The 20219-nt window shown below is 55.1% G+C and carries 16 protein-coding genes; 7 read left to right on the top strand and 9 right to left on the bottom strand.

The window, feature by feature from the left end:
• Position 1 precedes the first annotated feature (1 nt).
• Both JXO48_02935 and JXO48_02940 read left to right on the top strand, forming a co-directional pair.
• A complete protein-coding gene (locus tag JXO48_02935; protein ID MBN2282823.1) occupies positions 2 to 259 on the top strand; it encodes a redoxin domain-containing protein in 258 nt (85 codons plus the stop codon).
• 9 nt (positions 260 to 268) lie between these two features.
• The gene (locus JXO48_02940) at positions 269 to 730 is read left to right on the top strand and encodes a redoxin domain-containing protein (GenBank protein MBN2282824.1); all 462 of its coding nucleotides are present in this window, start codon (positions 269 to 271) and stop codon (positions 728 to 730) included.
• A 75-nt stretch (positions 731 to 805) separates the two neighbouring features.
• On the opposite strand, the gene JXO48_02945 is transcribed toward JXO48_02940, so the two are convergent.
• Positions 806 to 2938: an acetate--CoA ligase family protein gene (locus JXO48_02945; protein MBN2282825.1), complete on the bottom strand. Its 2133-nt coding sequence runs from the start codon at positions 2936 to 2938 to the stop codon at positions 806 to 808.
• 343 nt (positions 2939 to 3281) lie between these two features.
• Here JXO48_02945 and JXO48_02950 point away from each other — a divergent pair, with 343 nt between their 5' ends.
• The 3 genes from JXO48_02950 to JXO48_02960 all read left to right on the top strand — a co-directional run bounded on the left by JXO48_02950 (position 3282) and on the right by JXO48_02960 (position 6673).
• Entirely contained in the window at positions 3282 to 4535 is a 1254-nt protein-coding gene (locus JXO48_02950; GenBank protein ID MBN2282826.1) for a thiolase family protein, read from the top strand.
• A gap of 78 nt (positions 4536 to 4613) precedes the next feature.
• Positions 4614 to 5465 carry a MoxR family ATPase gene (locus JXO48_02955; protein MBN2282827.1) on the top strand — a complete coding sequence of 284 codons (852 nt, stop codon included), beginning with the start codon at positions 4614 to 4616 and terminating at the stop codon, positions 5463 to 5465.
• Between the two features lie 11 nt (positions 5466 to 5476).
• Positions 5477 to 6673 (top strand): hypothetical protein, encoded by a 1197-nt coding sequence (locus tag JXO48_02960; GenBank protein MBN2282828.1) that lies wholly within the window; start codon positions 5477 to 5479, stop codon positions 6671 to 6673.
• Between the two features lie 109 nt (positions 6674 to 6782).
• Here the strand turns inward: JXO48_02960 and JXO48_02965 are convergent, their stop codons facing one another.
• The 4 genes from JXO48_02965 to JXO48_02980 form a co-directional block, all read right to left on the bottom strand.
• On the bottom strand, positions 6783 to 8381 hold the full coding sequence (locus JXO48_02965) for a Na/Pi cotransporter family protein (GenBank protein MBN2282829.1): 1599 nt from the start codon (positions 8379 to 8381) through the stop codon (positions 6783 to 6785).
• 154 nt (positions 8382 to 8535) lie between these two features.
• Positions 8536 to 9258, bottom strand: coding sequence for an amino acid ABC transporter ATP-binding protein (locus JXO48_02970; protein ID MBN2282830.1), 723 nt, complete (start codon positions 9256 to 9258; stop codon positions 8536 to 8538).
• 10 nt (positions 9259 to 9268) lie between these two features.
• Positions 9269 to 10081 (bottom strand): amino acid ABC transporter permease, encoded by an 813-nt coding sequence (locus tag JXO48_02975; protein ID MBN2282831.1) that lies wholly within the window; start codon positions 10079 to 10081, stop codon positions 9269 to 9271.
• On the bottom strand, positions 10069 to 10824 hold the full coding sequence (locus JXO48_02980; protein MBN2282832.1) for a basic amino acid ABC transporter substrate-binding protein: 756 nt from the start codon (positions 10822 to 10824) through the stop codon (positions 10069 to 10071). Before JXO48_02980 ends, JXO48_02975 begins: the two co-directional genes overlap by 13 nt.
• A gap of 369 nt (positions 10825 to 11193) precedes the next feature.
• Between JXO48_02980 and JXO48_02985 the strand changes: the two genes are divergently transcribed.
• Entirely contained in the window at positions 11194 to 12117 is a 924-nt protein-coding gene (locus JXO48_02985; GenBank protein MBN2282833.1) for a DMT family transporter, read from the top strand.
• Between the two features lie 290 nt (positions 12118 to 12407).
• Here JXO48_02985 and JXO48_02990 read toward each other — a convergent pair whose 3' ends face one another.
• Positions 12408 to 12803 carry a hypothetical protein gene (locus tag JXO48_02990; protein ID MBN2282834.1) on the bottom strand — a complete coding sequence of 132 codons (396 nt, stop codon included), beginning with the start codon at positions 12801 to 12803 and terminating at the stop codon, positions 12408 to 12410.
• 155 nt (positions 12804 to 12958) lie between these two features.
• The gene (locus JXO48_02995) at positions 12959 to 13729 is read right to left on the bottom strand and encodes an RNA methyltransferase (GenBank protein ID MBN2282835.1); all 771 of its coding nucleotides are present in this window, start codon (positions 13727 to 13729) and stop codon (positions 12959 to 12961) included.
• 296 nt (positions 13730 to 14025) lie between these two features.
• On the opposite strand from JXO48_02995, the gene JXO48_03000 reads away from it, so the two are divergent.
• Positions 14026 to 16221 carry a CopD family protein gene (locus JXO48_03000; GenBank protein ID MBN2282836.1) on the top strand — a complete coding sequence of 732 codons (2196 nt, stop codon included), beginning with the start codon at positions 14026 to 14028 and terminating at the stop codon, positions 16219 to 16221.
• 36 nt (positions 16222 to 16257) lie between these two features.
• Here the strand turns inward: JXO48_03000 and JXO48_03005 are convergent, their stop codons facing one another.
• Entirely contained in the window at positions 16258 to 18828 is a 2571-nt protein-coding gene (locus JXO48_03005; GenBank protein MBN2282837.1) for an amino acid permease, read from the bottom strand.
• Between the two features lie 31 nt (positions 18829 to 18859).
• Entirely contained in the window at positions 18860 to 19924 is a 1065-nt protein-coding gene (gene corA / locus JXO48_03010; GenBank protein MBN2282838.1) for a magnesium/cobalt transporter CorA, read from the bottom strand.
• Positions 19925 to 20219: the final 295 nt, after the last annotated feature.

Consider the following 20219-nt stretch of genomic DNA (forward strand, 5'->3'; position numbering starts at 1 on the left):
TATGGGGGAAGAGATAAAGGTCGGCTGTGCAAGACCCACAGGCGGACCGGTCGGTGAATCAGTTGAACTGGAAACCGAAACTGACATGAAGGCACCAGGAAAGGAGGAGTCAAAGACGATGATCAAAGTCGGCAGGAAAGCACCTGATTTTGTCGCCCCGGCGTACCATCAGGGCAAATTCGTTTCTGTAAAACTGTCTGATTACCTGGGGAAGTGGGTACTTCTCTGCTTCTATCCGGGTGATTTTACTTTCGTCTGAGCAACGGAGATTTCGGCAGTTGCCGAAAAATTCAGTGACTTCCAGAAGCTTGGTGTCGAGATACTTTCCATGAGCGTTGACAGTGTTTTCGTTCACAAGATGTGGGTGGACCATGAGTTGTCGAAAATGGTGAAAAAAAAGAAGGTTCCCTTTCCCATGCTTTCCGATGCCGGCGGAAAGGTTGGAACCATTTACGGCATCTATGACGAGGATGCCGGAGTCGAGACCCGGGGACGGTTCATAATCGATCCCGACGGCATTGTACAGGGGTTCGAGGTCCTCACGCCGCCTGTCGGGAGGAACATCAATGAATCGTTCCGCCAGGTGCAGGCGTTCCAGTTGGTACGTGCCAGCAAGGGTACCGAGGCGACGCCCTCCGGGTGGAAACCCGGCAAAAAGACCCTGAAGCCCGGTCCTAACCTGGTGGGGAATGTCTGGAAGGAATGGAAGACCGAAATGGCCTTCGATTGATTCGAAAAAATTTTCCTGATTTCCGAAAGAACCGTACAAAAGGGCCGTCCCGTCTTACATCGTGGGACGGCTCTTTTATTCCAGGATGAAGAGGGCATCAACTACCTTCGGCTTCCCGTCGGCGATGATGATCGGATTCAGGTCGATCTCCCCTATTTCGGGGAAGTGAATGGCCAGCCGGCCGAGGGCGATCAGCAGTGATGAGAGGGACTCCCGGTCGACGGGCTTCATCCCCCGGTACGCCCCGAGAAGGGCCTTTGCCGCAAGAGATTCCATCATGGAACGGGTATCTTCCGTCCCGAGCGGAGCGATCCTGATCGTATTGTCGTGAAGCGCCTCGGTCAATACCCCACCGAGGCCGAACATGATACAAGGGGGAAACCCGGGATGATAACTGACGCCGGCCATGAATTCCCTGTCACCCCGCACCATCTCCGATATCAGTATGGGAGAATGAGGAACGGCTCCCTTCACGGCATTGTATGCGCGTCTGACCGCCTCATCACTTTTCAGGTTCAGATGGACCAGCCCCCGCTCCGTTTTGTGGGGGATGTCCGTGGAACATGCCTTCAGGACCACGGGGAAACCGATCGAACGGGCCTGTTCGACCGCCTCATCGGCCGTTTCCACGAGGACTTCCCTGGTCGTGGATATGCCGTATGCGTCGAGAACTCTCTTGCAGCGGTATTCATCGAGGACGCCCCGCTTCGCATTCTGAATGATGTTTCGAGCTTCCGCCGGAACGGGACATTCTCCATCCGGCGTGCCGTTCGCCCTGTTCCTGATCAGAAGATGCCGGTACAGGGCGTTCATCGCCCGGGCCGCCTTTTCAGGGGAATCGAACGTGGGAATGCCGTTCTCCCGGAAGGTCCTGGTGGCATGATCGTCATTTCCGAAGAAGGATGATATGAGGAGGGGCTTTCCATGTCTTCGCGGCATGTTGACCAGGTTGTCCAGGTTCACTTTCGACATGTCGATGAATTCCTCTTCATCGAATGTGAAAAGGTCCTTCACCAGGGGTGAGACCTCGGTAAAGAGGCCGGTATCCATGATCCCGTGAAGAACGATGCCGTCCACATCATGACTGTTGAAGAGTATCTGCGGTATCTTTTCGGAGATCGCGTCCATACCGACATGAAAGGTCAGGTCAACGGGATTTTTCGCACTGGCATGGCTGCCCGGCAAATAACGGCTGACCTCTTTCTGAACATCCTCGGAGAACACCGGAACGTCGAGACCGCCACGGTTGAGGGTATTGGCAATGGCCGTGCCGGGGCCGCCTGAATTCGTCAGGACGGCGATCCGGGGTCCTTTCAGCGCTGGTTGCGCCGCAAGCGCCCATCCTATCGTGTATACTTCTTCTATGGTGTCGACCCGAATGACGCCGGCCTGTTCGAACAACCCGTCGTAGACATAATCGGGACCGGCCATGGCTCCGGTATGGCTCGAACCGGAACGTGCACCGGCTTCTGTTCCGCCCACGTACTGAGCGACGACGGGTTTTGTTTTCGTAATTTCCCGGGCCACTTCAAGGAAACGGCCGGCACGACGGATTCCCTCAATGTAAAGACCGATGGCCCGCGTGTCGTCATCCTCTCCCAGATACTCGAGACAGTCCACGATATCGATATCAGCTTCGTTTCCGACGCTGATCGCCTTGCTGAGCCGCACACCCCTGCCGGAGAGATAGGGGAGGGTCTGGGCCACGTACGTGCCGCTCTGCGACACAAGACCGAGGGACCCCTTAGACATCCTCGTCGGCATGACGGTGATGTTGAAGGGCAGATGCGTGTTGAGGATACCGAGGCAATTCGGGCCGATGAAGCGCATACCGAAACGTCGGGCGATCGAAACGATTTCCTTTTCCCGCGCGCGGCCCGCATCTCCCGTCTCCTTAAACCCGGCGGTCACGACGACGGCGAAACGGGTCCCTATCTTTCCGAACTTTTCCAGAATTTCCGGCACAAGCCGGGAAGGGATGACCAATACGGCGATATCGGGAGCATGGGGAAGGTCCAGTACCGACGGATAGGCCTTCTTCCCCAGGACCGTTTCCTCATCGGGATTCACCGGCATGACCTCACCGGTGAACCCGCTTTTTATGAGATTGAGGCACTGGATGGCGCCCATCTTTGTGATCGTATTGCTCGCGCCGACAACGGCGATGGAAGAGGGATTCATGATCGCATGCAGTGGATTGGGGGACATCATTTCCTCCTGAACTGTGAGAACAGTATGAATTATGGAAAAACGCGGCAACAATATAAAGCTTCACGTTAAACGTCAAGAATTAAGTCTGGGGATTCGGGAACCGGGATCATGTTTTGCTCCTCCCTTTCGCAAAGGGAGGCCGGGAGGGATTTATATTTACAAATCCCCCTCAATCCCCCTTTTTCAAAGGGGGACTTCAATGTTGTCCCGCACTCAGGCACCTGAGATAATATTTTTCTTTTCCCCCTTTTTCTGATATGAAGCGACGCGGCAGGCCAGTTGTAGTGCCCGTCGCATGTCAGATGTCATCAATGAAAAATCGGATTAGGAGGGTAGTACGGTGAAAGATGTTGTTATTGTTTCAGCATGCAGAACGGCAATCGGTGTGTTCGGCGGCTCCCTGCGGGATGTGAACGCTCCCCGCATTGCGAGTGTGGCCATGAAGGAAGCGATCAGGCGGGCGGGAATCGACGCGGCGATGATTGAGGATGTCCGGTTCGGATGTTGCATAGAACCGGTTGACGCCCTGAACGTGAGCAGGGTGGGGGCATTGATGGCGGGGATCCCCGACAGCGTCCCCGCCGTTACCATAAACAGGGTCTGCATTTCGGCCATGGAGGCGGTCCTGAGCGGTGCGGCCATGATCCAGGCGGACATGGCGGATATCATCCTTGCAGGCGGTGTTGAGCACATGTCCGGTGCGCCCTATGTGACCCAGGACGCCCGGTGGGGGTGCCGGCTCCAGGACAAGTCTCTCGATGATATGTTGATTCACGCCCTGCATTGCGGTTCCCACCTCATTCCCCATCCCGAGGAAGGACCGCTCAAGGAGGGCATGCCCTTGGAACTCTTCATCGGGAAGCCTTACATCATGGGTCACACGGCGGAATTCATCGCCCAGCTTCACAATATCAGCCGGGAAGAGATGGATGAGGTTGCCCTGAGAAGTCACAACGGTGCCGAGCGGGCCACCGTGGAAGGTGATTTCAGGGAAGAGATCGTACCCGTCGAAATTCCCCAGAAAAAGGGAAAGCCACCGATCGTTTTCGACAAGGACGAACATTTCAGGCCCGGCCTTACGATGGAACAGCTTCAGAAACTGCCGCCCGCCTTCATCCCGAAAATCGGAAAGGTAACGGCGGGAAACTCTTCGGGGATCAATGACGGGGCGGCCGCCATGGTCATCATGTCCGCCGATAAGGCGAGCGAACTGGGACTCAAACCCATCGCGAAGATCCGTGCCTCCGGCCGGGGCGCCTGCCATCCCTCGGTCATGGGATTGAGCCCTGTACCGGCGGTGAGAGACCTTTTGAAGAGAAATCCCGATCTCTCGCTCGAAGACTTCGAATTGATAGAGCTGAACGAGGCCTTTGCCGCTCAGTACATCGGGTGTGAACGTGAACTGGGGCTGAACCGCGAGATCACCAACGTGAACGGTTCGGGGATCGGCCTGGGACATCCCGTGGGTTGCACCGGTGCCCGTATCATGGTATCGCTTCTGTACGCCATGAAGAAACGAGGGAAAACACTCGGCCTCGCGACGCTGTGCGGCGGCGGCGGTGTCTCTTGTGCGACCGTCATGGAAATGATATAAATACTCGTTTAATGACCGTGGCGGAAGAGACCCTGTCCCCTCCGCCACGATAAAAACCACGGAGTGAGGATGATGAGCATGAGTTATACGACGGCGATTCACAAGTTTCAGGGTGCGTCGAAATACGTTCTTGATGATGAACTGGCGGAGATCGTCAATGTATCCATGGCACTGGAGATGCCCCTTCTCCTGAAAGGGGAACCGGGAACGGGAAAGACCATGCTTGCCCATGCCATTGCCGAGAACCTCGCCATGCCTCTGATCGTTCTGAACGTCAAGTCAAGCATGAAACTGATCGATGCCCTGTACCAGTACGACACGCTGACCCGCCTGAACGACAGCCGTTTCGGCGATTCGAGCCGTGATGTGAGCAATATCGAGGAATATATCAAAATGGGGAAAATCGGGCAGGCCTTCGTATCGGACAGGCGAACCGTTCTTCTCATCGATGAGATCGACAAGGCCGATACGGATTTTCAGGACGACATGCTGGACGTCCTGGACCAGATGCAGTTCGATATCATTGAGATCGACAAGACCATCACTGCCAGGAACCGTCCGGTCATCGTCATTACCTCGAACGCGAAGAAGGATCTTTCAGATCCTTTCCTGGGGCGCTGCAACTTCCACCATATCGCCTTCCCCGATCATGAAATGATGCGGCAGATCGTGGGCGTTCACTTCCCCGATCTGACCAGGCGCGTCGCCGATGCCTGCATCAACCTCTTCTACCGGCTCCGCAGCATCGACAGCATTGAGAAAAAACCGGCGACGAGGGAACTCATCAACTGGATACGAGCTCTCAGCGCCGATCCCGACTTCCGGCTTTCGGAACTTGAAAAGGGCAAGGTCCCCTATCTCGGGGTTCTTTTTAAAAAGAGCCCGGATCTGCAAATGGCGGCGCAGGCGATTTCCCGCGGCCGTTATTAAGGAAATCAACCGTGTTCGCGGATTTTTTCTACAGTCTCAGAGATTACGGTGTCCCCGTAACACCGACTGCCTTCCTCAGGCTGCAGAAGGCCCTCAGCATGGGGCTTATCCGGTCGATCAAGGATTTCTATGTCATCGCCCGGTCGCTGCTCGTCAAGAGTGAACGCTACTTCGACATCTATGACCAGGTCTTCGCCCATCACTTTCGCGGCATCGAAATGGTCGACCCCGAGGATTACGAGCTCGACAAGATCGCCAAAGCACTTCTGGAAGAATGGCTGAAAAATCCTGCCGATGTGGCGGCTGCCTTGGGGATCGACGAGGAAACGCTCAAAAAGCTCACGCCCGAAGAATTGAGAAAATATTTCATGGACCGCCTCAAGGAGCAGACCGAGGCCCACCACGGCGGAGACCGGTGGATCGGGACGGGCGGCACCTCTCCCGTCGGGCATTCCGGATTTCATCCCGGCGGCATGCGGGTCGGCGGTGTTTCACGGAACAAGTCGGCCATCATGGTCGCCATGGATCGGCGGTACAAGGATTATTCCCAGCAGGGGCCCCTGACGCAGTCACAGATCGGCGAGGCCCTGAAGCGCCTGCGCAGGATGGTCCCGTCGGGTCCCCGGGACGTGGTCAATGTCGACAAGACCATATATGAAACGATGAAAAATGCCGGCGAGATAGAAATTATCTTTGACAAGCGTTTGAAGGACCGTCTCAAGGTGATCCTCATGATCGACAACGGCGGCTGGTCCATGGACCCCTACGTCGAAGTCGTCCAGACGCTCTTCGATTATGCCCGGAACCAGTTCAAGGACCTGAAAACATATTTCTTCCACAACACGATCTACGACAAGGTCTGGGAAGACCCGGCCAGGTACCGCAAGCCGTTGAACACGCTCGAGTTCATCAGAAAGGACCCGGAAACGCGCATCGTCATCGTGGGTGATGCCAGCATGGCCCCTTATGAGCTGATGTATTCAGGTGGTTCCATCTATTTCGAAGAGAAGAGCCGCAGGAAACCCAGCATCGAATACCTCCAGTTCCTCGCCGATACCTTCAGCCATACCTTGTGGCTCAATCCCCGGAGCGAGCATGCCTGGCACACGACATGGACGATCGAAGCCATCCGTGAGGTCCTGCCCATGTTCGAGCTGACCCTGGACGGCCTGGACAAGGCCGTGACCTATCTCATGTCGAAACACTGATACAAGACAACTGCATGAGACGTCTGACCTGATGCTCCCTTGTCACTGCGACGTACACTGAAGGAGTCGGGGATCAAGGTTTGTGTGCCCTGTATCCGGATGATCAAGATCATTCGATCTCGTCGATGTTCTCGGCGATGTTTTCACAGTGGTCCGAGATGCGCTCCAGGTGTATGAGAATATCGACAAAGATGGGCCCCGCTTCCGGCTCGCAGATGCGCTTGTAGTGCCGTTCCAGGTGGCGCGCCCGGGCGTCCTTTACCAGGTCGTCTATCCTGTCTTCCCGTTTGAAAATGCTTTCGATCATTTCGCTTTTCTTCTTCCGGATGAGCGAGACCGTGTCTGCAATGTTTTCCAGGACGAGGGCTTCTATATCGTGCAGGTCATTCATGGCCTCGCCAGTAAAGGAGATGTGCCGCCGCTGTTTCCTCTGGGCCAGCTCGGCCAGCGTCAGGGCGTGATCGGCGATGCGTTCCGTGTCGTCGGTAATGGCTGAGTAGGAAAAGAGTTTCCGTGATACGTCTATCGACAACGACTCCAGGGGGATCTTGCAGAGATAATCACCGACCTCATGGCGAAGATTGTCGATGACGGATTCAATGTGGTTGATGCTCTTCCTGTCGTTCGCGTTGTACCGGTCGATAAGCCTGATCGCCATGCCGCTCATCCGCTGGGCCAGGACGATCTCGCGTTCCAGTTCTTTTCGCGCGCATTCCAGGGCGGCGGTGGTGTCGGGAAGCTGCCGTTCATCGAGAAACTCGGGCCAGAGAGGGAGCAGATCACCTTTGCCCGGCATCAGTTTTTCAACAAGAATGGAAATGGGCTTCAAAAATGGAGTGAAGACGATCACGATGATGATGTTGAAAAGGATATGACCGCAGGCTATCTGCTGCGCCGTCTGTGAAGAGAGCGCTTTCACCGCTTCGAGGAACAGGGGATACAGGGCGAAACAGAGCGCGGCCCCGAGCAGCTTGAACAGAAGGTGGGCGACGGCGCATTTTTTCCCTTCAATGTTGGCCGTGATGCTTGCCAGAAGCGCCGTGGCGGCCGTGCCGATGTTGGCGCCGAAGATAATGGGAAGCGCCGCGTCAATGGTTATCATGGTATGGAATGCCAGAATGGCCAGAACGGAAATGGTGATCGCCGACGACTGAATGACGGCCGTCACGGCGAAACCGATGAGAAGGCCATAGAGTGGGTGCTCGATATTCCTGAGAAAAGAGATGAAGGAATCGCTGCTCTTGAGCGGTTCCGTCGCGTGGGAGACAAGGCTCAGGCCGAAAAAGATAAGCCCGAAGTAGAGAAGGGCCTCGCCGGCCGGCTTCCATTTTCCCGTGCCGGCGAATCGGATGCCGCTCCCGATAACAATGAAGAGAGGCGAGATATCGGTGATCTTCCATACCACGAGCTGGACGGTGAGCGTCGTTCCGATATCGGCGCCGAGAATGATCCCCAGCGAATGATAGAAGCTGATGAGGCCGGCGCCGACCAGACCCACGGCCAGGACCGATGTGGCCGAACTGCTCTGAAAGAGTATCGTCGTCAGGGCCCCCGTGATAATCCCGTAGACGGGTCTCTTTACGGAAAGGGCAAAATACTCCCGAATGCGTTTGCTGGTGAAATTCTTCTGGACCGTGTTGGTGAGCCAGACCATTCCCAGCAGGAACAGGGTGATACCGGCTGCAAACACGAAGATACTCTGCACCATGACCGACCTTTTTGAAGCGAAACGCGTAAGGGTGCATTGCCGATATGGTTCACTTCCGAAAGCGAACCGCTGGAGACCTTGTGGGCACTATACTGAAGATTCCTATAAATTTCCAATAATGTTTGTGCTTTACGCGTAAAGAAGAAAAACGCTCTTACAGGATCTGGTCCAGAAACAGCTTTGTCCGGTCCTGGGTGGGATTTTTGAAGAAGTGTTCGGGAGTCCCCTCTTCGATGACGGCGCCGTAGTCCATGAAGAGAACACGATCAGCCACTTCGCGGGCGAACCCCATTTCGTGGGTCACCACGATCATGGTCATTCCTTCCCGCGCGAGGGTCTTCATAACATCAAGGACCTCACCGATCATTTCGGGGTCGAGTGCCGAGGTGGGTTCGTCGAACAGCATCAATTTCGGTTTCATTGCCAGGGCGCGGGCGATCGCTACCCGTTGCTGCTGTCCGCCCGAAAGCTTGCCGGGATATTCGTTCGCCTTTTCCAGGATGCCGACCTTCTTGAGTAACTCAACCGAAATTTCAGTGGCTTCCTTTTTTGAGCGTTTCCGAACGACGAGCTGTGCGAGATTGATGTTCTCCAGGACGGTTTTGTGAGGAAAGACATTGAACTGCTGGAAGACCATGCCGATCTCTTCACGGACCCTGTTGATCTCCGTTTTAGGATCACTGATATCGGCACCATCCACGATGATATGTCCACCGTCGATGGTCTCAAGCTTGTTGATGGAACGGAGCAGAGTGCTCTTGCCGGAACCGCTCGGTCCGATTATGACCATCTTTTCGCCGTCGTAGATGTCAAGCGAAACATTGTCAAGCGCCTTCAGGTTTCCGAAGAACTTGTACACGTTCCGTATCTTGACCATGACATTGCGGTCATTTGCCGACATCGATCCGTTCCTCCATGATACTGACGAGTTTTGACAGAAAGAGGGTGATGATGAGGTAGATCAGGGCCACCATGGTATAGGTCTCGAAATAGGTGAACGATTCAGAGGCGAATTCACGACCACGCCTCAGGAGGTCCGATACGGCGAGGATCGATACGAGCGATGAATCCTTGAGAAGGGCCACGAACTCGTTGCCCACGGGGGGCAGAATGGTTTTGAACGCCTGGGGCAGGATGACGTGTCGCATGGCCTGCGAGTAATTCATTCCCAGTGATCGGGCGGCCTCCATCTGTCCCTTGGGGATCGATTCGATCCCCGCCCTGAATATCTCGCCCATGTAGGCGCCGTAGCAGACACCCATGGCGATGACGGCACTGACCGTAGCGGGCAGGTTCACGACCCTGCCCAGGGCGAAATAGATGTAGAAAAGCTGGACCAGGAGGGGAATGCCCCGGATGACCTCGACATACACCGAAGCGATACCATTGATGATCCGGTTGCTCGATATGCGCCCGAGGCCGGTAAAAAGGCCCAGCACCAGGGCGAGCAGGATCGCTTCAACGGTTACCTCGAATGTAACCAGGACCCCATCCGGCAAAAATTTGAGAATTGCCAGATAGGGGTCCGGTTTTGTCAGAGCAAGATATGCGACGATGAGTATTGCACCGGCGAATGATACTCTCCACGCGGTGAACAGCCCTACGTCCTCTCTCTTGGGGATCGCCGCGCCGTCGCCGATTGCAATAACTGTTTTTTTCGGTTCTTCCTTCTTGCCGGTCTTTCTCTTTACTTGAGCCACTTCGCCTCTAACTGTTTGTCGATTCCTTTAGCCTGGACAGCCTTGATCCCGGTGTTGATCATATCGAGCAGTTCCGTATTCCCCTTCTGAACGACGATGCCGTAATATTCTTCCGTAAAGGGAGTGCCGACGATTTTGAATTTTTCCTTGTACTCCGCTTTCTGGAGAGCGAAGTCGGCCGCGACGGGCGTGTCACAGACAACGCCGTTGATGCGCCCCGCTGCCATGTCTTCAAAGGCGAGACCGATCTCATCGTAGGTCTTCAGCTCCACGCCATCATTTTTCTTCACTTCAAAAGCCCCTGTCGTGCCGAGCTGCGCGCCCACTTTCTGTCCCTTCATGTCGGCAAGAACGACCGCCTTCGAGTCCTTGGGAACGATCAGCACCTGGCCCGCATTGATATAAGGAATTGAGAAATCCATCGTTTTCTGTCGTTCATCGGTGATGGTGACTGAAGAGATAATGGCGTCATATTTCCCCACGGCGATCCCGGCGAAAATCCCGTCCCAGGCGGTATTCTGATACTTGACCGCAAATCCCCCTTCCTTCGCGACTGCGTTCATGAAGTCAATGTCGAACCCGATGATCTCCTTGTTCGCATCGACCATCTCCATGGGCGGCCAGGTGGCATCGGTTGCAACGGTGATGACTTTTTCCGCCGCGCACACAGGACCGACAATCATCGGAGAGATGATAAAGCCGGCCACGACCAGCAACGCAATGATAATTCGATGAACCCTCATATCTTCCTCCTTATAGGTATAATGGTGAAACAACTACTATTTAAGGATATTCACTGTCAAGACAATAATATGACTATTATGCAGAATTGACGACTTCGTAAAAGGTCCCTATGCTGTGCCCAGCTTCATCCTTCGTCATTGCGACGTACGCTTAAGTACGCCTCATTTCTCAGGATTCGTACGCCGTGCCTCTGGAGCTTTTTACGAAGCCGAACCCCGTACTCAGGCTTTACGACTTCTTAGGGGTCATCAGAATTTATGGATTCGCCACCGTCGGCTGAAATGAATCCGTTATAATTTCGTTGCTTTTCCGCCGCGTTCGGATATATAGGGCTTCCTGTTGCCACGGGGCATGGGTGGATTCCTATGATGGTACACAGAACACAGAGGATCGGGGCGGATGTTCTCCTTCTCCTGACCAGCTTTTTCTGGGGGTTGACCTTTGTCATCGTCAAAGAGGCGATCAGCAGGGTGGGGGTGTTTCTTTTCCTTTCCCAGCGGTTCCTTCTGGCCTTCGCGATCCTCCTGGTACTCAGCTTTGCCGCGCGACGCACCTTCTCAATGCGGGCACTGCGGCAGGGGATCGTCCTCGGCGCGCTTCTTTTCGGCGCATTCGCCCTGCAGACGATGGCTCTTCGATACACGACGGCATCCAATACAGCTTTCCTGACGGGACTGAACGTGGTTTTCGTGCCCATCGTCGGTTCTCTGCTCTTCCGGCAGCATGTTACATGGAGCATGAAGGTAGGCGTGATTATCGCGGCTATGGGGATGTACTTTCTCTGTACGAACGGTGACGGTCATTTTGGCCGGGGCGAGGTGCTTGCCTTTTTTTGTGCCCTGTCCGTCGCCGGGCATGTGGTCATGACCGGTGAATATGCGATGTCCAGTGACGTTTACTGGCTGACCACGGTGCAGATCGGGACGGTGGCGTTTCTCAGCACGGCTGTGGCGGGCATCCAGCGAGAAGCGGTTTTTTCCTGGTACCCCGAGATACTTCCGGCACTTATCATCTGTGTCATTTTTGCCACCATATTCGCCTTTCTTGTTCAGACCTCCATGCAGCGATACACGAGTCCAACCCACACGGCGATCATATTCTGCATGGAACCCGTTTTCGGCGCGCTCTGCGCTCACATAATGCTTGGTGAGGCTTTCGGGTCACGCGGCTATGCCGGGGCCGCCCTGATCGTGGCGGGCATGATACTCTCGGAAATTTCCTCTATTGCGGGTGTTCCTTCACCTGAGGATCGTGTTGAGGAAGAACCGAAGGGTGTGGTCATGAAAGGATAGGAGGGTTATTGCCGAATCCGGTTGCGGCGCATCTGCAATGACATACTGGTTTTGTAGTGTACCGATGAGTTGCGGGATTACGGATTACGGATTATTCTTATGGGTACCTCGTTTGGTCTTTTTTTGTAGTGCGCCGATTTATCGGCGTTTTAAAAAGCGCCTGATGAATCAGGCAAGTACATTTCACATACGTTTCATGTTTATGTCACTTTGTCACTCTTTGAAAAGCGCCCGATACATGGGGCCGAGTCCATAATATAATCCGTAACCCGTAATCCTCTAATCCCGTTTCATAACTTCGTCTTTGAACCGTACATCTTCTTGCGGGATTTGAAGAGACGGGGAAGGAAACCCTGCCGTGGCGGGCCGCCTTCCTGCATGATGATACTTCCGTAGCCGCCGCTGAGTTCCCCCCGTGACAGGAACTCGTCATCGATAAGGGGTTTTTTATGTGGGGTCGAACCGGCGTCTTGGACCGGTTCGTTACGTGTAACGGGAATCACCGGTTTCTTTGCGAGGTTCAAAAGGGCCTTTTCAATGACCGCCGTGGTCGTTGCCTGAGACGCCTCTTTCTCGGCGTTCAGGATTTCCAGGGCACGTCCTGAAACCATTACGGTTATTGACTTTTTTCCCTCAGCTTTTTTCTTCTCGCGCCAACGGCGCTGTCGTTCCTTTTCCCTGCTCATGGAGTGCCTCTCCGTAGCAAGTAACGTTACAAGTAACGAATATATAGCAAAAGTATCATCGAGGGACAAGTGTTATTTTCTATTTTCAGGTTCTTCTGCCATTTAGTTTCGGAAAAGGGGTCAAGGGGTCGAGGTTTCAAGGGGTGCACATCCCTTCAGCCCAGCAGTTCATAGAGGATGATGGAAGCCGCAACGCCGAGATTCAGGGATTCAGTATCATCTCCGCCGTTGATCGAGATACGGACAGCAGCCTCTCTGATGAGGGTTTGCGGAAGTCCTTCCGATTCGTTTCCCATCATAAAAATATACTTGCCGTCTTTTTTCAGGGACTGAAGCGGCTCACCGCCGCGGGGAACGGAAGCTGCCAGGTGGTAGCCGTTTTCCCGGGCGAATCGGGAAAGTTCGGTGTGATCGACGGGTGCGATGAAGGCCGTCTGGAAGAACGTTCCCGCTGTCGATCGAATGACCTTGGGATTATAGTGGTCGACGCAGAAGGGACTCAGTATGATCTGTCGAAGACCGAACCACCGGGCGGTTCTGACGATGGTTCCGAGATTACCGGGGTCCGAAACGCGGTCACAGTACATGAGGACCCGCGGGACCCCGGTGCTGAGAACGTCCAGAGAGAAACGTCGGAGCCGGCATACCAAAACGATCCCCTGTGATGTCTTTTCCGTTGAGAGGGTTTCCATGGTCTTCCTGGTACAGGAGTAGAGGGGAATCCCACCGGGCAGCGCCTCTCCAAGTTCGTCGATCATGGCATGTTCCAGGACGATGGACATCACCTCGTAGAGGGACCCCTCGCGGGCTCCTGCAAGGGCATTCATTCCCTCTGCCATGAAGGTTTCCTGTTCATCACGGTACTTCTTCTGATGAAGCTTCCGTATCCATTTTTCCATGTTTTTCGAAAGGGGCGTGATCTCCATGATTCCACTGCTTTCCCGGGACTGTGACTCTACATATCATAGAAAGAGGTTCATCAATACAGGAAAAGCTGCAGAGGGACACATAGTTGTCGCATGTGACAATAACCGATCTCTGATCCGTTCTCTGGGCCTGCCTCTGGTATCATGTCGCAACGACGGATACTGATACCGGACCAAGCATATGGGCCGTCTGAGAATTAGTTGTAACGTTCAATAATCGTTGATTTATCCTGCGGGAGCCGGTATGATGACCTCCAATATCCTCAGAAAACATGCACCGGCTCAGGGTTGGGGTTATGAAGAAAACATCCTGTCGGTTCCTGTCTTTCATTGTGGCGGTATCTATTACGGTCCTCTGGCTGGGAACGGAGTCTGCCGTTGCGAAGGAGGAATATGCCGCCCGGACGGGAAAGGGGTGCGCGTACTGCCATCAGGATGCCCTCGGCGGTCCTCTCACCTCTGTCGGGTTCGCCTATATACGGAACGGATACGAGTACCCGATATCGGAAAAGGTACTGGAAAGGTCCGAACACTTTCGATCTCCCGGTCACCGGTTTGCCCGGTTCGTCATCGGTTATATCCACCTTCTGGCGGCGATCATATTCTTCGGCGCCATCTTCTACATTCATATCTTTATCAGACCCACCCGGCTGACGGGCGGCATACCAAAATATGAGAGGATCCTCGGTGTTTCCTGCATGGTTACTCTCACGCTCACCGGCATCTACCTGACCTGGTTCCGGATCGACCGATGGGAACAGTTCTTCAATAACACATTCGGGTTCATGCTGTTCATAAAGATCCTTCTCTTCCTTATTATGGTGCTGATAGCCGCCACGGCGATAACGGTGGTGCACCGGGGAATGAAACGCGAGGTCTTTGCTGCCCCGGCTCCCCGGGCATCGGGAGCGGTGACGCCGTCTGACTTGCGACTTTACGACGGTACTCAGGGAAGGGCCGCCTATGTGGTCCATGAAGACGCCATTTATGATGTGTCGGGCAGTGAAAAGTGGAAGGGAGGCCGTCATTTCGGCAAACACGCCGCGGGGAACGACCTGACGGAGGCCCTGAAAGGAGCGCCTCACGGGACGGAAGTATTCCAGAATGTGAAATACGTGGGGACACTGGCGGCGGAGAAGGGCAGGCCCGCTGCGGTATCGCGAACGGCCCACAAGGTCTTCGTGGTCATGGCCTATACGAACCTGGTTATCATTTTTCTCATCGCCGCCTGCATCAGCGTCTGGCGGTGGGGGGTTCCGGTGCATATCATGCCGGCGCCCGGTGCCGCCGTGACAACCGAAAAGACCTGTCTGTCCTGTCACAAGTCCAACAAACCCGCCTTGTATGCCGACTGGGAGAAGAGCGTTCACGCCGCCGTCGGCGTCACCTGTTACGATTGTCACCGGGGAGGAAACGACAGGAATCTTATCAGCGTGGAGCATCTGAAGAACAGCACGTCCCCCATATCGATCGTCGTTTCACCGAAACGCTGTGCCGGCTGTCACCCGGCGGAAGCAACGCAGTTCGAAAAAAGCAAGCATGCCCATACGCGGGATATCATGTGGACCGTCGATTCCTGGTTGAATGACGACATGAACAATGCCGTTGAGCGGACGACCGGATGTTACACCTGTCATGGCACCTTTGTGGAAGTCATAGATGGCAGGCCCCTTCCTGGCACCTGGCCCAATGTGGGCATCGGCAGAATCAATCCCGACGGCAGCAGGGGATGTTGTTCAAGCTGTCACACGCGACACAGGTTTTCCATTGCCGAGGCGAGAAAACCGGAGGCCTGCGATCAGTGCCACCTTGGTCCCGATCATCCGCAGATAGAGATCTACAATGAATCCAAGCATGGGACCATCTATCATGCCGAGGGTCATCTGTGGGAATGGACGCCGGTGGACAACACGTGGACGGCGGGCAGGGATTACCGTGCCCCCACCTGCTCATCGTGCCACATGTCGGCCGCCGCCGGCGTGGAGCGGTCCCACAATGTGACGGAACGTTTGTCCTGGGAGACACAGGCGCCCCTGACCGTCCGCCCTGCCGAGTTCAGGCCGTTCCCGGCGCGGACGGACTGGTGGCAGGAGCGGAAAAAGATGACAGGGGTTTGCCTCCAGTGCCATTCCGTTACCTGGGCCGATGATCACTTCAGAAATCTGGATGGGGTCGTAGAAAACTACAATGAAGAATATTACAGACCCGTCCGGTTACTTATGAACGAACTGTATGAAGCCGGGCTTCTGTCAGATGAGCTCTATTTCGATGAGGAACTTGAATGGGAGTTCTATGAGTTCTGGCATCACGAGGGGCGCCGGGCCCGCATGGGGGCCGCCATGATGGCGCCCGATTACGCCTGGTGGCACGGGTTCTACGAGTTGAAAAAGCGCTTCGCCGGGATCATGGAATCAGCCGGGAAACTGAAACGGGGTGAGGATTCACCCCGTTATGAACGAATTCCCGGCAGGTACAGCGCCGATAGTAAATAGAAGATGTCAGTCGACAAAAGGACATTCCCTCTTCTGTCATGAACTGTTCTTCGGCCTTGCCTCACCCGGGGAACTTTCCGCCGGGGGGTGACCGTCCAGTTCCTCAAGGGCCGCGGCTGCTTCCTCCGCCTCCCTGCGGGCTTCACTGGCGACACTTTCCGCTTCCTTTAAGCGGTCCTCAATATCCTTCACAGCCTTTTCCAGTTCTTTGCGCTTGTCCGTGTCCTCCTCGCTTTCGAGCAGCGTGCGGATGCCGGCGATGCGGTCCTTTCCTTCAGCGACCGCCTCAGAGGCCTGTTTTTCCATCTCCCGGGCCTTTTTCTCGGCATCGGCCGCCCTGTCGCGGGCGGCGGCGAGATCAGCCTTCGGACCCTCTTCCGGGAGCGCTTCGAGATCGATATCTTCAGCGGCGGTCACAAGGACCACGGTGGAAAGCTTTGAGAATATGGTTTCCAGGTGAACGCCGTATGGCCCCGCCGGCCCTTTTTTACCGATCGCCAGGGGCAGAAATACCATCGACGCCCCGGTGGAATCTTCCACGACCCTGTCTATGGTGGCCTTTTCCACGATCATGATGCGGGCTGCGATCCTTACATCGTCGAGAAAGACGCCGATCCGTTTCTTGTTTTCCCCGGCTTCTTCGGGGGAACTCGCCACGTGCAGGCGGATCCGCGCCGTCTCCCAGTCTTCCGTCCTGGTCATGAGATAGGCCAGGAGAAGCATCAGCCTGCCCGTGGCGTCGTCACGCCACCAGACATCGATATGCCGGGGTTTTGATGGTTCATGGATTTCAGAACCGCAGGTCGGGTCATCGACATGAAGGACCAGGACGTTGCAGCCCATGCGGATGGCTTCAGTGAGGTACCTGCCGTAAAGTTTTTGTTCCTTGACACTTCTGAGCTGTTCGGGGCCGTTCAGCAGGATCGTGTTGGGTTTGACGGGCCCGATCCCGAAGGACTGAACGAGCAATTCCGCCCCTGTCCGGAAATCGGCTGCCGTGATGACCTTCACGAAGGCGTCGATGCCCTCGGCGACGATATCGGCACGGAGTTCTTCTTCCGCCGCGGCCCTCCGTTCCTCCATCTTTTTGCCCCGGCCTTCAAGTATCTTGACCGCCGTCGTGATACCGCTTTTTCCTTCCACCCAGGACGCGAACCGCAGCAGGCATTTCCTCCGCTCCGGGTCGTCGGAGAAGGCAAGTATCTGCGGCCGCCAGTCCCGGGGATGTTCTATCGTTTCAGGGATGGCGAGGAGGTGGTCCCTCATGAGCTTGAAGTGGTAGGCGTTCTTGCTGTCGGCCCATCGTGCCGGTCCCGCGGTTCGCTGCAGGTACTGGTAGATGCCGAAGAGAACGCCGCCGGCAATGCACCCGGCGATAAAATTGACGGACAGCATGACGCCCAGGCAGGCAAGCGCCCCCAGAAGGCTCAGGCGCTGGTCGAACCACCGGAAGGTGGGGCGGAAGGAGGGACTGCCGGCCCGCGATTCATAGTAGGTGGCATAGTTGAGGAGCCCGTAGGAAATGAGAAAGAACATGGAGACCACGGGTGCGATCATGTTCAGGTTTCCCAGTGCTACGGTGACCAGGGCGATGATGCAGGACAGGATGACGCCCCGGCGGGGGTTGTCCATCGGACCCCATCCCTCGGCAAAGGGGATGAGAAAGGAAAATATGCGGTCCTTCGCCATGGATTGAAGGATCCTCGGTGCTCCAAGAAATGAGGCCATGGCCGATGAGACTGTCGCCGCGATAACTCCCGCATTGATGAGCCACCCGGCGGTGGCCACGCGCTTCATTGCCCCATAATCGCCGCTCAGGTCCTGCAGGGGAAGGACCGCAGCAAATATAAGGGCCACGGTAAAGTAAATGACGATCGATATGCCGACGGCGGCAAACGTCCCCAGGGGCAGGCTCTTTCCCGGGTCCTTTAGATCACCCGACATGCTCACTCCCTGGGTAAAGCCTGTCACGGCCGGGAAAAAAATTGCGAAAATGACCCAGAAGGGTGGACCGCCCTCGGGCTGTGTCAAGTTCCGAACCAGGAGCGACCCGTCGACGTTGCCCAGGGCGCCGGCATAGAATGAAATTATGGCGGCGGTCATGATGATCATGATGACATACTGGAATCGGGTCGCCCAGTCGGCCCCCAGCCAGGCGAACACAAAGAGAACGGCCACGGCCGCCGCGGCGAGGACCTGTGGAAGCCAGCGCGGGGTTTCGGAAAACATGCCGGCCACCGCTTCCCCCATACCGATACAGTAGAAGGCGATCGATACGGACTGGGCAAGAAAGAGAACAACGCCGATGGCCCCGCCGAACTCAACACCCAGCGTCCGCGAGATGAGATAATAATCTCCGCCTCCCCTGACCTTGAGATTTGTGGCGATCGCCGAGAGGGAAACACTGGTGAGGATAGAGATCGTGTTCGCGAGGGCGATGATGAGCAATGCCTTTCCAAGGCCCGCGCTCCCAACGACATAACCAAGCCGCAGGAAGAGAATGATGCCGAGGATCGTCAGGATGCTCGGCGTGAAAACGCCCCCAAAGGTGCCCAGTTTGGCGGCGGCGTTCCCGGGCATGCTGTTGCTGTTAGTGGATCGTTTCATGGGAGTCTCTGTTCACAACAGTGGTGTCGGATCAAAACCACTTTCTCCGGCGGAAAAAGATCAGCATGACCGCTGATACGGCAATAATGACGATCCAGAAAACCGGGTATGCCCAATGCCACTTCAATTCCGGCATGTATTCGAAGTTCATGCCGTAAATACCCGCTATGAAGGTGAGGGGAATAAATATGGTGGCGAAGATGGTCAGCACTTTCATGACCTCGTTCATGCGGTTGCTGATACTCGAAAGATACAGGTCGAGCAGTCCCGACAGCACGTCCTGGTATGCCTCGACGGCGTCGATCACCTGTATCGTATGATCGTACAGGTCCCGGAGAAATATGCTCATTGATTCTTTCACAAGCTCCGATTCGCTTCGCTCGAGGCCGCTTACTATTTCCCGGAGCGGCCAGATGGACTTCCGCAGCATGACCACTTCCTTTTTCAGGCGGTGTATCGTCGCCATGGTTCCGGTATCGGGCTGTTTCGCGAGCTCTTCCTCGATCAGTTCCACCTGCTCACCGTATCGCTCGAGGATGACGAAATAGTTGTCGACGATCGAATCCATGAGTGAATAGGCCAGATAATCTGCCCCCATCCGGCGGATGCGGCCGCGTCCGTTGCGAAGCCGCTCCCTCAGTGCGTTGAAGATGTCCCCTGTTCTTTCCTGAAAGGATATGACGTAATTCGGTCCCAGGATCACGCTTACCTGTTCGGACTCTATGGATTCGCCATCGGTGCCAAAATAGAACATTCGCAGGATGACAAAAATGTATTCTTCAAGTTCCTCGAACTTCGGCCGCTGGCCCGTGTGGACGATATCTTCCAGGACCAGGGGATGTATGTTGAAATATCCGCCTACCTTCTCGATGATGTCGACATCATGGAGACCGTCGATATTGACCCAGGTGACCGCGGGTGTTTCCTTGAAGGGAAGGACATCTTCAATGTTTTTAACGTCCATCTCGCGGTGGGAGGTCGCGTCATAATCGATAAGGGATATTTCCACCGTTTCCGATTTCTTTTCTCCCACGTGAACGATGGTGCCGGGGGGGAGCCCCGCTTTTTCAGAAGCCCTTTTGAACAGGATATCCATCATAACCTTTCTCCTTTCCCCCGGCGGCGAATGATGGGGGGTGCCGTTTCGCGAATTCCTCCTCTTGCGCCGGGCTTCAGATACGACTGGAAAAGTGGTTACAATTCAAACGGTTAAAAATTATAATGGAAAAGCCGAACAAATGACAGGAAATATTGATAAAGGGGCAAAGCGACAGAGGGGCAGAGCGACAGAGTGTGAAAAGCAAAAAGAGTAAAGAAAAGTAGTTGCCCGATTCATCGGGCACTTTTTAAAAAACGCCGATAAATCGGCATACTACGAAACAGGCCAAAAG

The organism is Deltaproteobacteria bacterium, from assembly GCA_016933965.1.
Classification (GTDB): Bacteria; Desulfobacterota; Syntrophia; order Syntrophales; family UBA2210; genus JAFGTS01.

Coding starts and splice junctions, on each gene's coding strand:
- JXO48_02970 (MBN2282830.1), bottom strand. CDS start 9,258: ATGGTCAAGATACGGAACGTGTACAAGTTCTTCGGAAACCTGAAGGCG.
- JXO48_02965 (MBN2282829.1), bottom strand. CDS start 8,381: ATGGTGCAGAGTATCTTCGTGTTTGCAGCCGGTATCACCCTGTTCCTG.
- JXO48_03005 (MBN2282837.1), bottom strand. CDS start 18,828: ATGAAACGATCCACTAACAGCAACAGCATGCCCGGGAACGCCGCCGCC.
- JXO48_02995 (MBN2282835.1), bottom strand. CDS start 13,729: ATGGAGATCACGCCCCTTTCGAAAAACATGGAAAAATGGATACGGAAG.
- JXO48_02945 (MBN2282825.1), bottom strand. CDS start 2,938: ATGTCCCCCAATCCACTGCATGCGATCATGAATCCCTCTTCCATCGCC.
- JXO48_02980 (MBN2282832.1), bottom strand. CDS start 10,824: ATGAGGGTTCATCGAATTATCATTGCGTTGCTGGTCGTGGCCGGCTTT.
- JXO48_02990 (MBN2282834.1), bottom strand. CDS start 12,803: ATGAGCAGGGAAAAGGAACGACAGCGCCGTTGGCGCGAGAAGAAAAAA.
- JXO48_02985 (MBN2282833.1), top strand. CDS start 11,194: ATGGTACACAGAACACAGAGGATCGGGGCGGATGTTCTCCTTCTCCTG.
- corA (MBN2282838.1), bottom strand. CDS start 19,924: ATGGATATCCTGTTCAAAAGGGCTTCTGAAAAAGCGGGGCTCCCCCCC.
- JXO48_03000 (MBN2282836.1), top strand. CDS start 14,026: ATGAAGAAAACATCCTGTCGGTTCCTGTCTTTCATTGTGGCGGTATCT.
- JXO48_02955 (MBN2282827.1), top strand. CDS start 4,614: ATGAGTTATACGACGGCGATTCACAAGTTTCAGGGTGCGTCGAAATAC.
- JXO48_02935 (MBN2282823.1), top strand. CDS start 2: ATGGGGGAAGAGATAAAGGTCGGCTGTGCAAGACCCACAGGCGGACCG.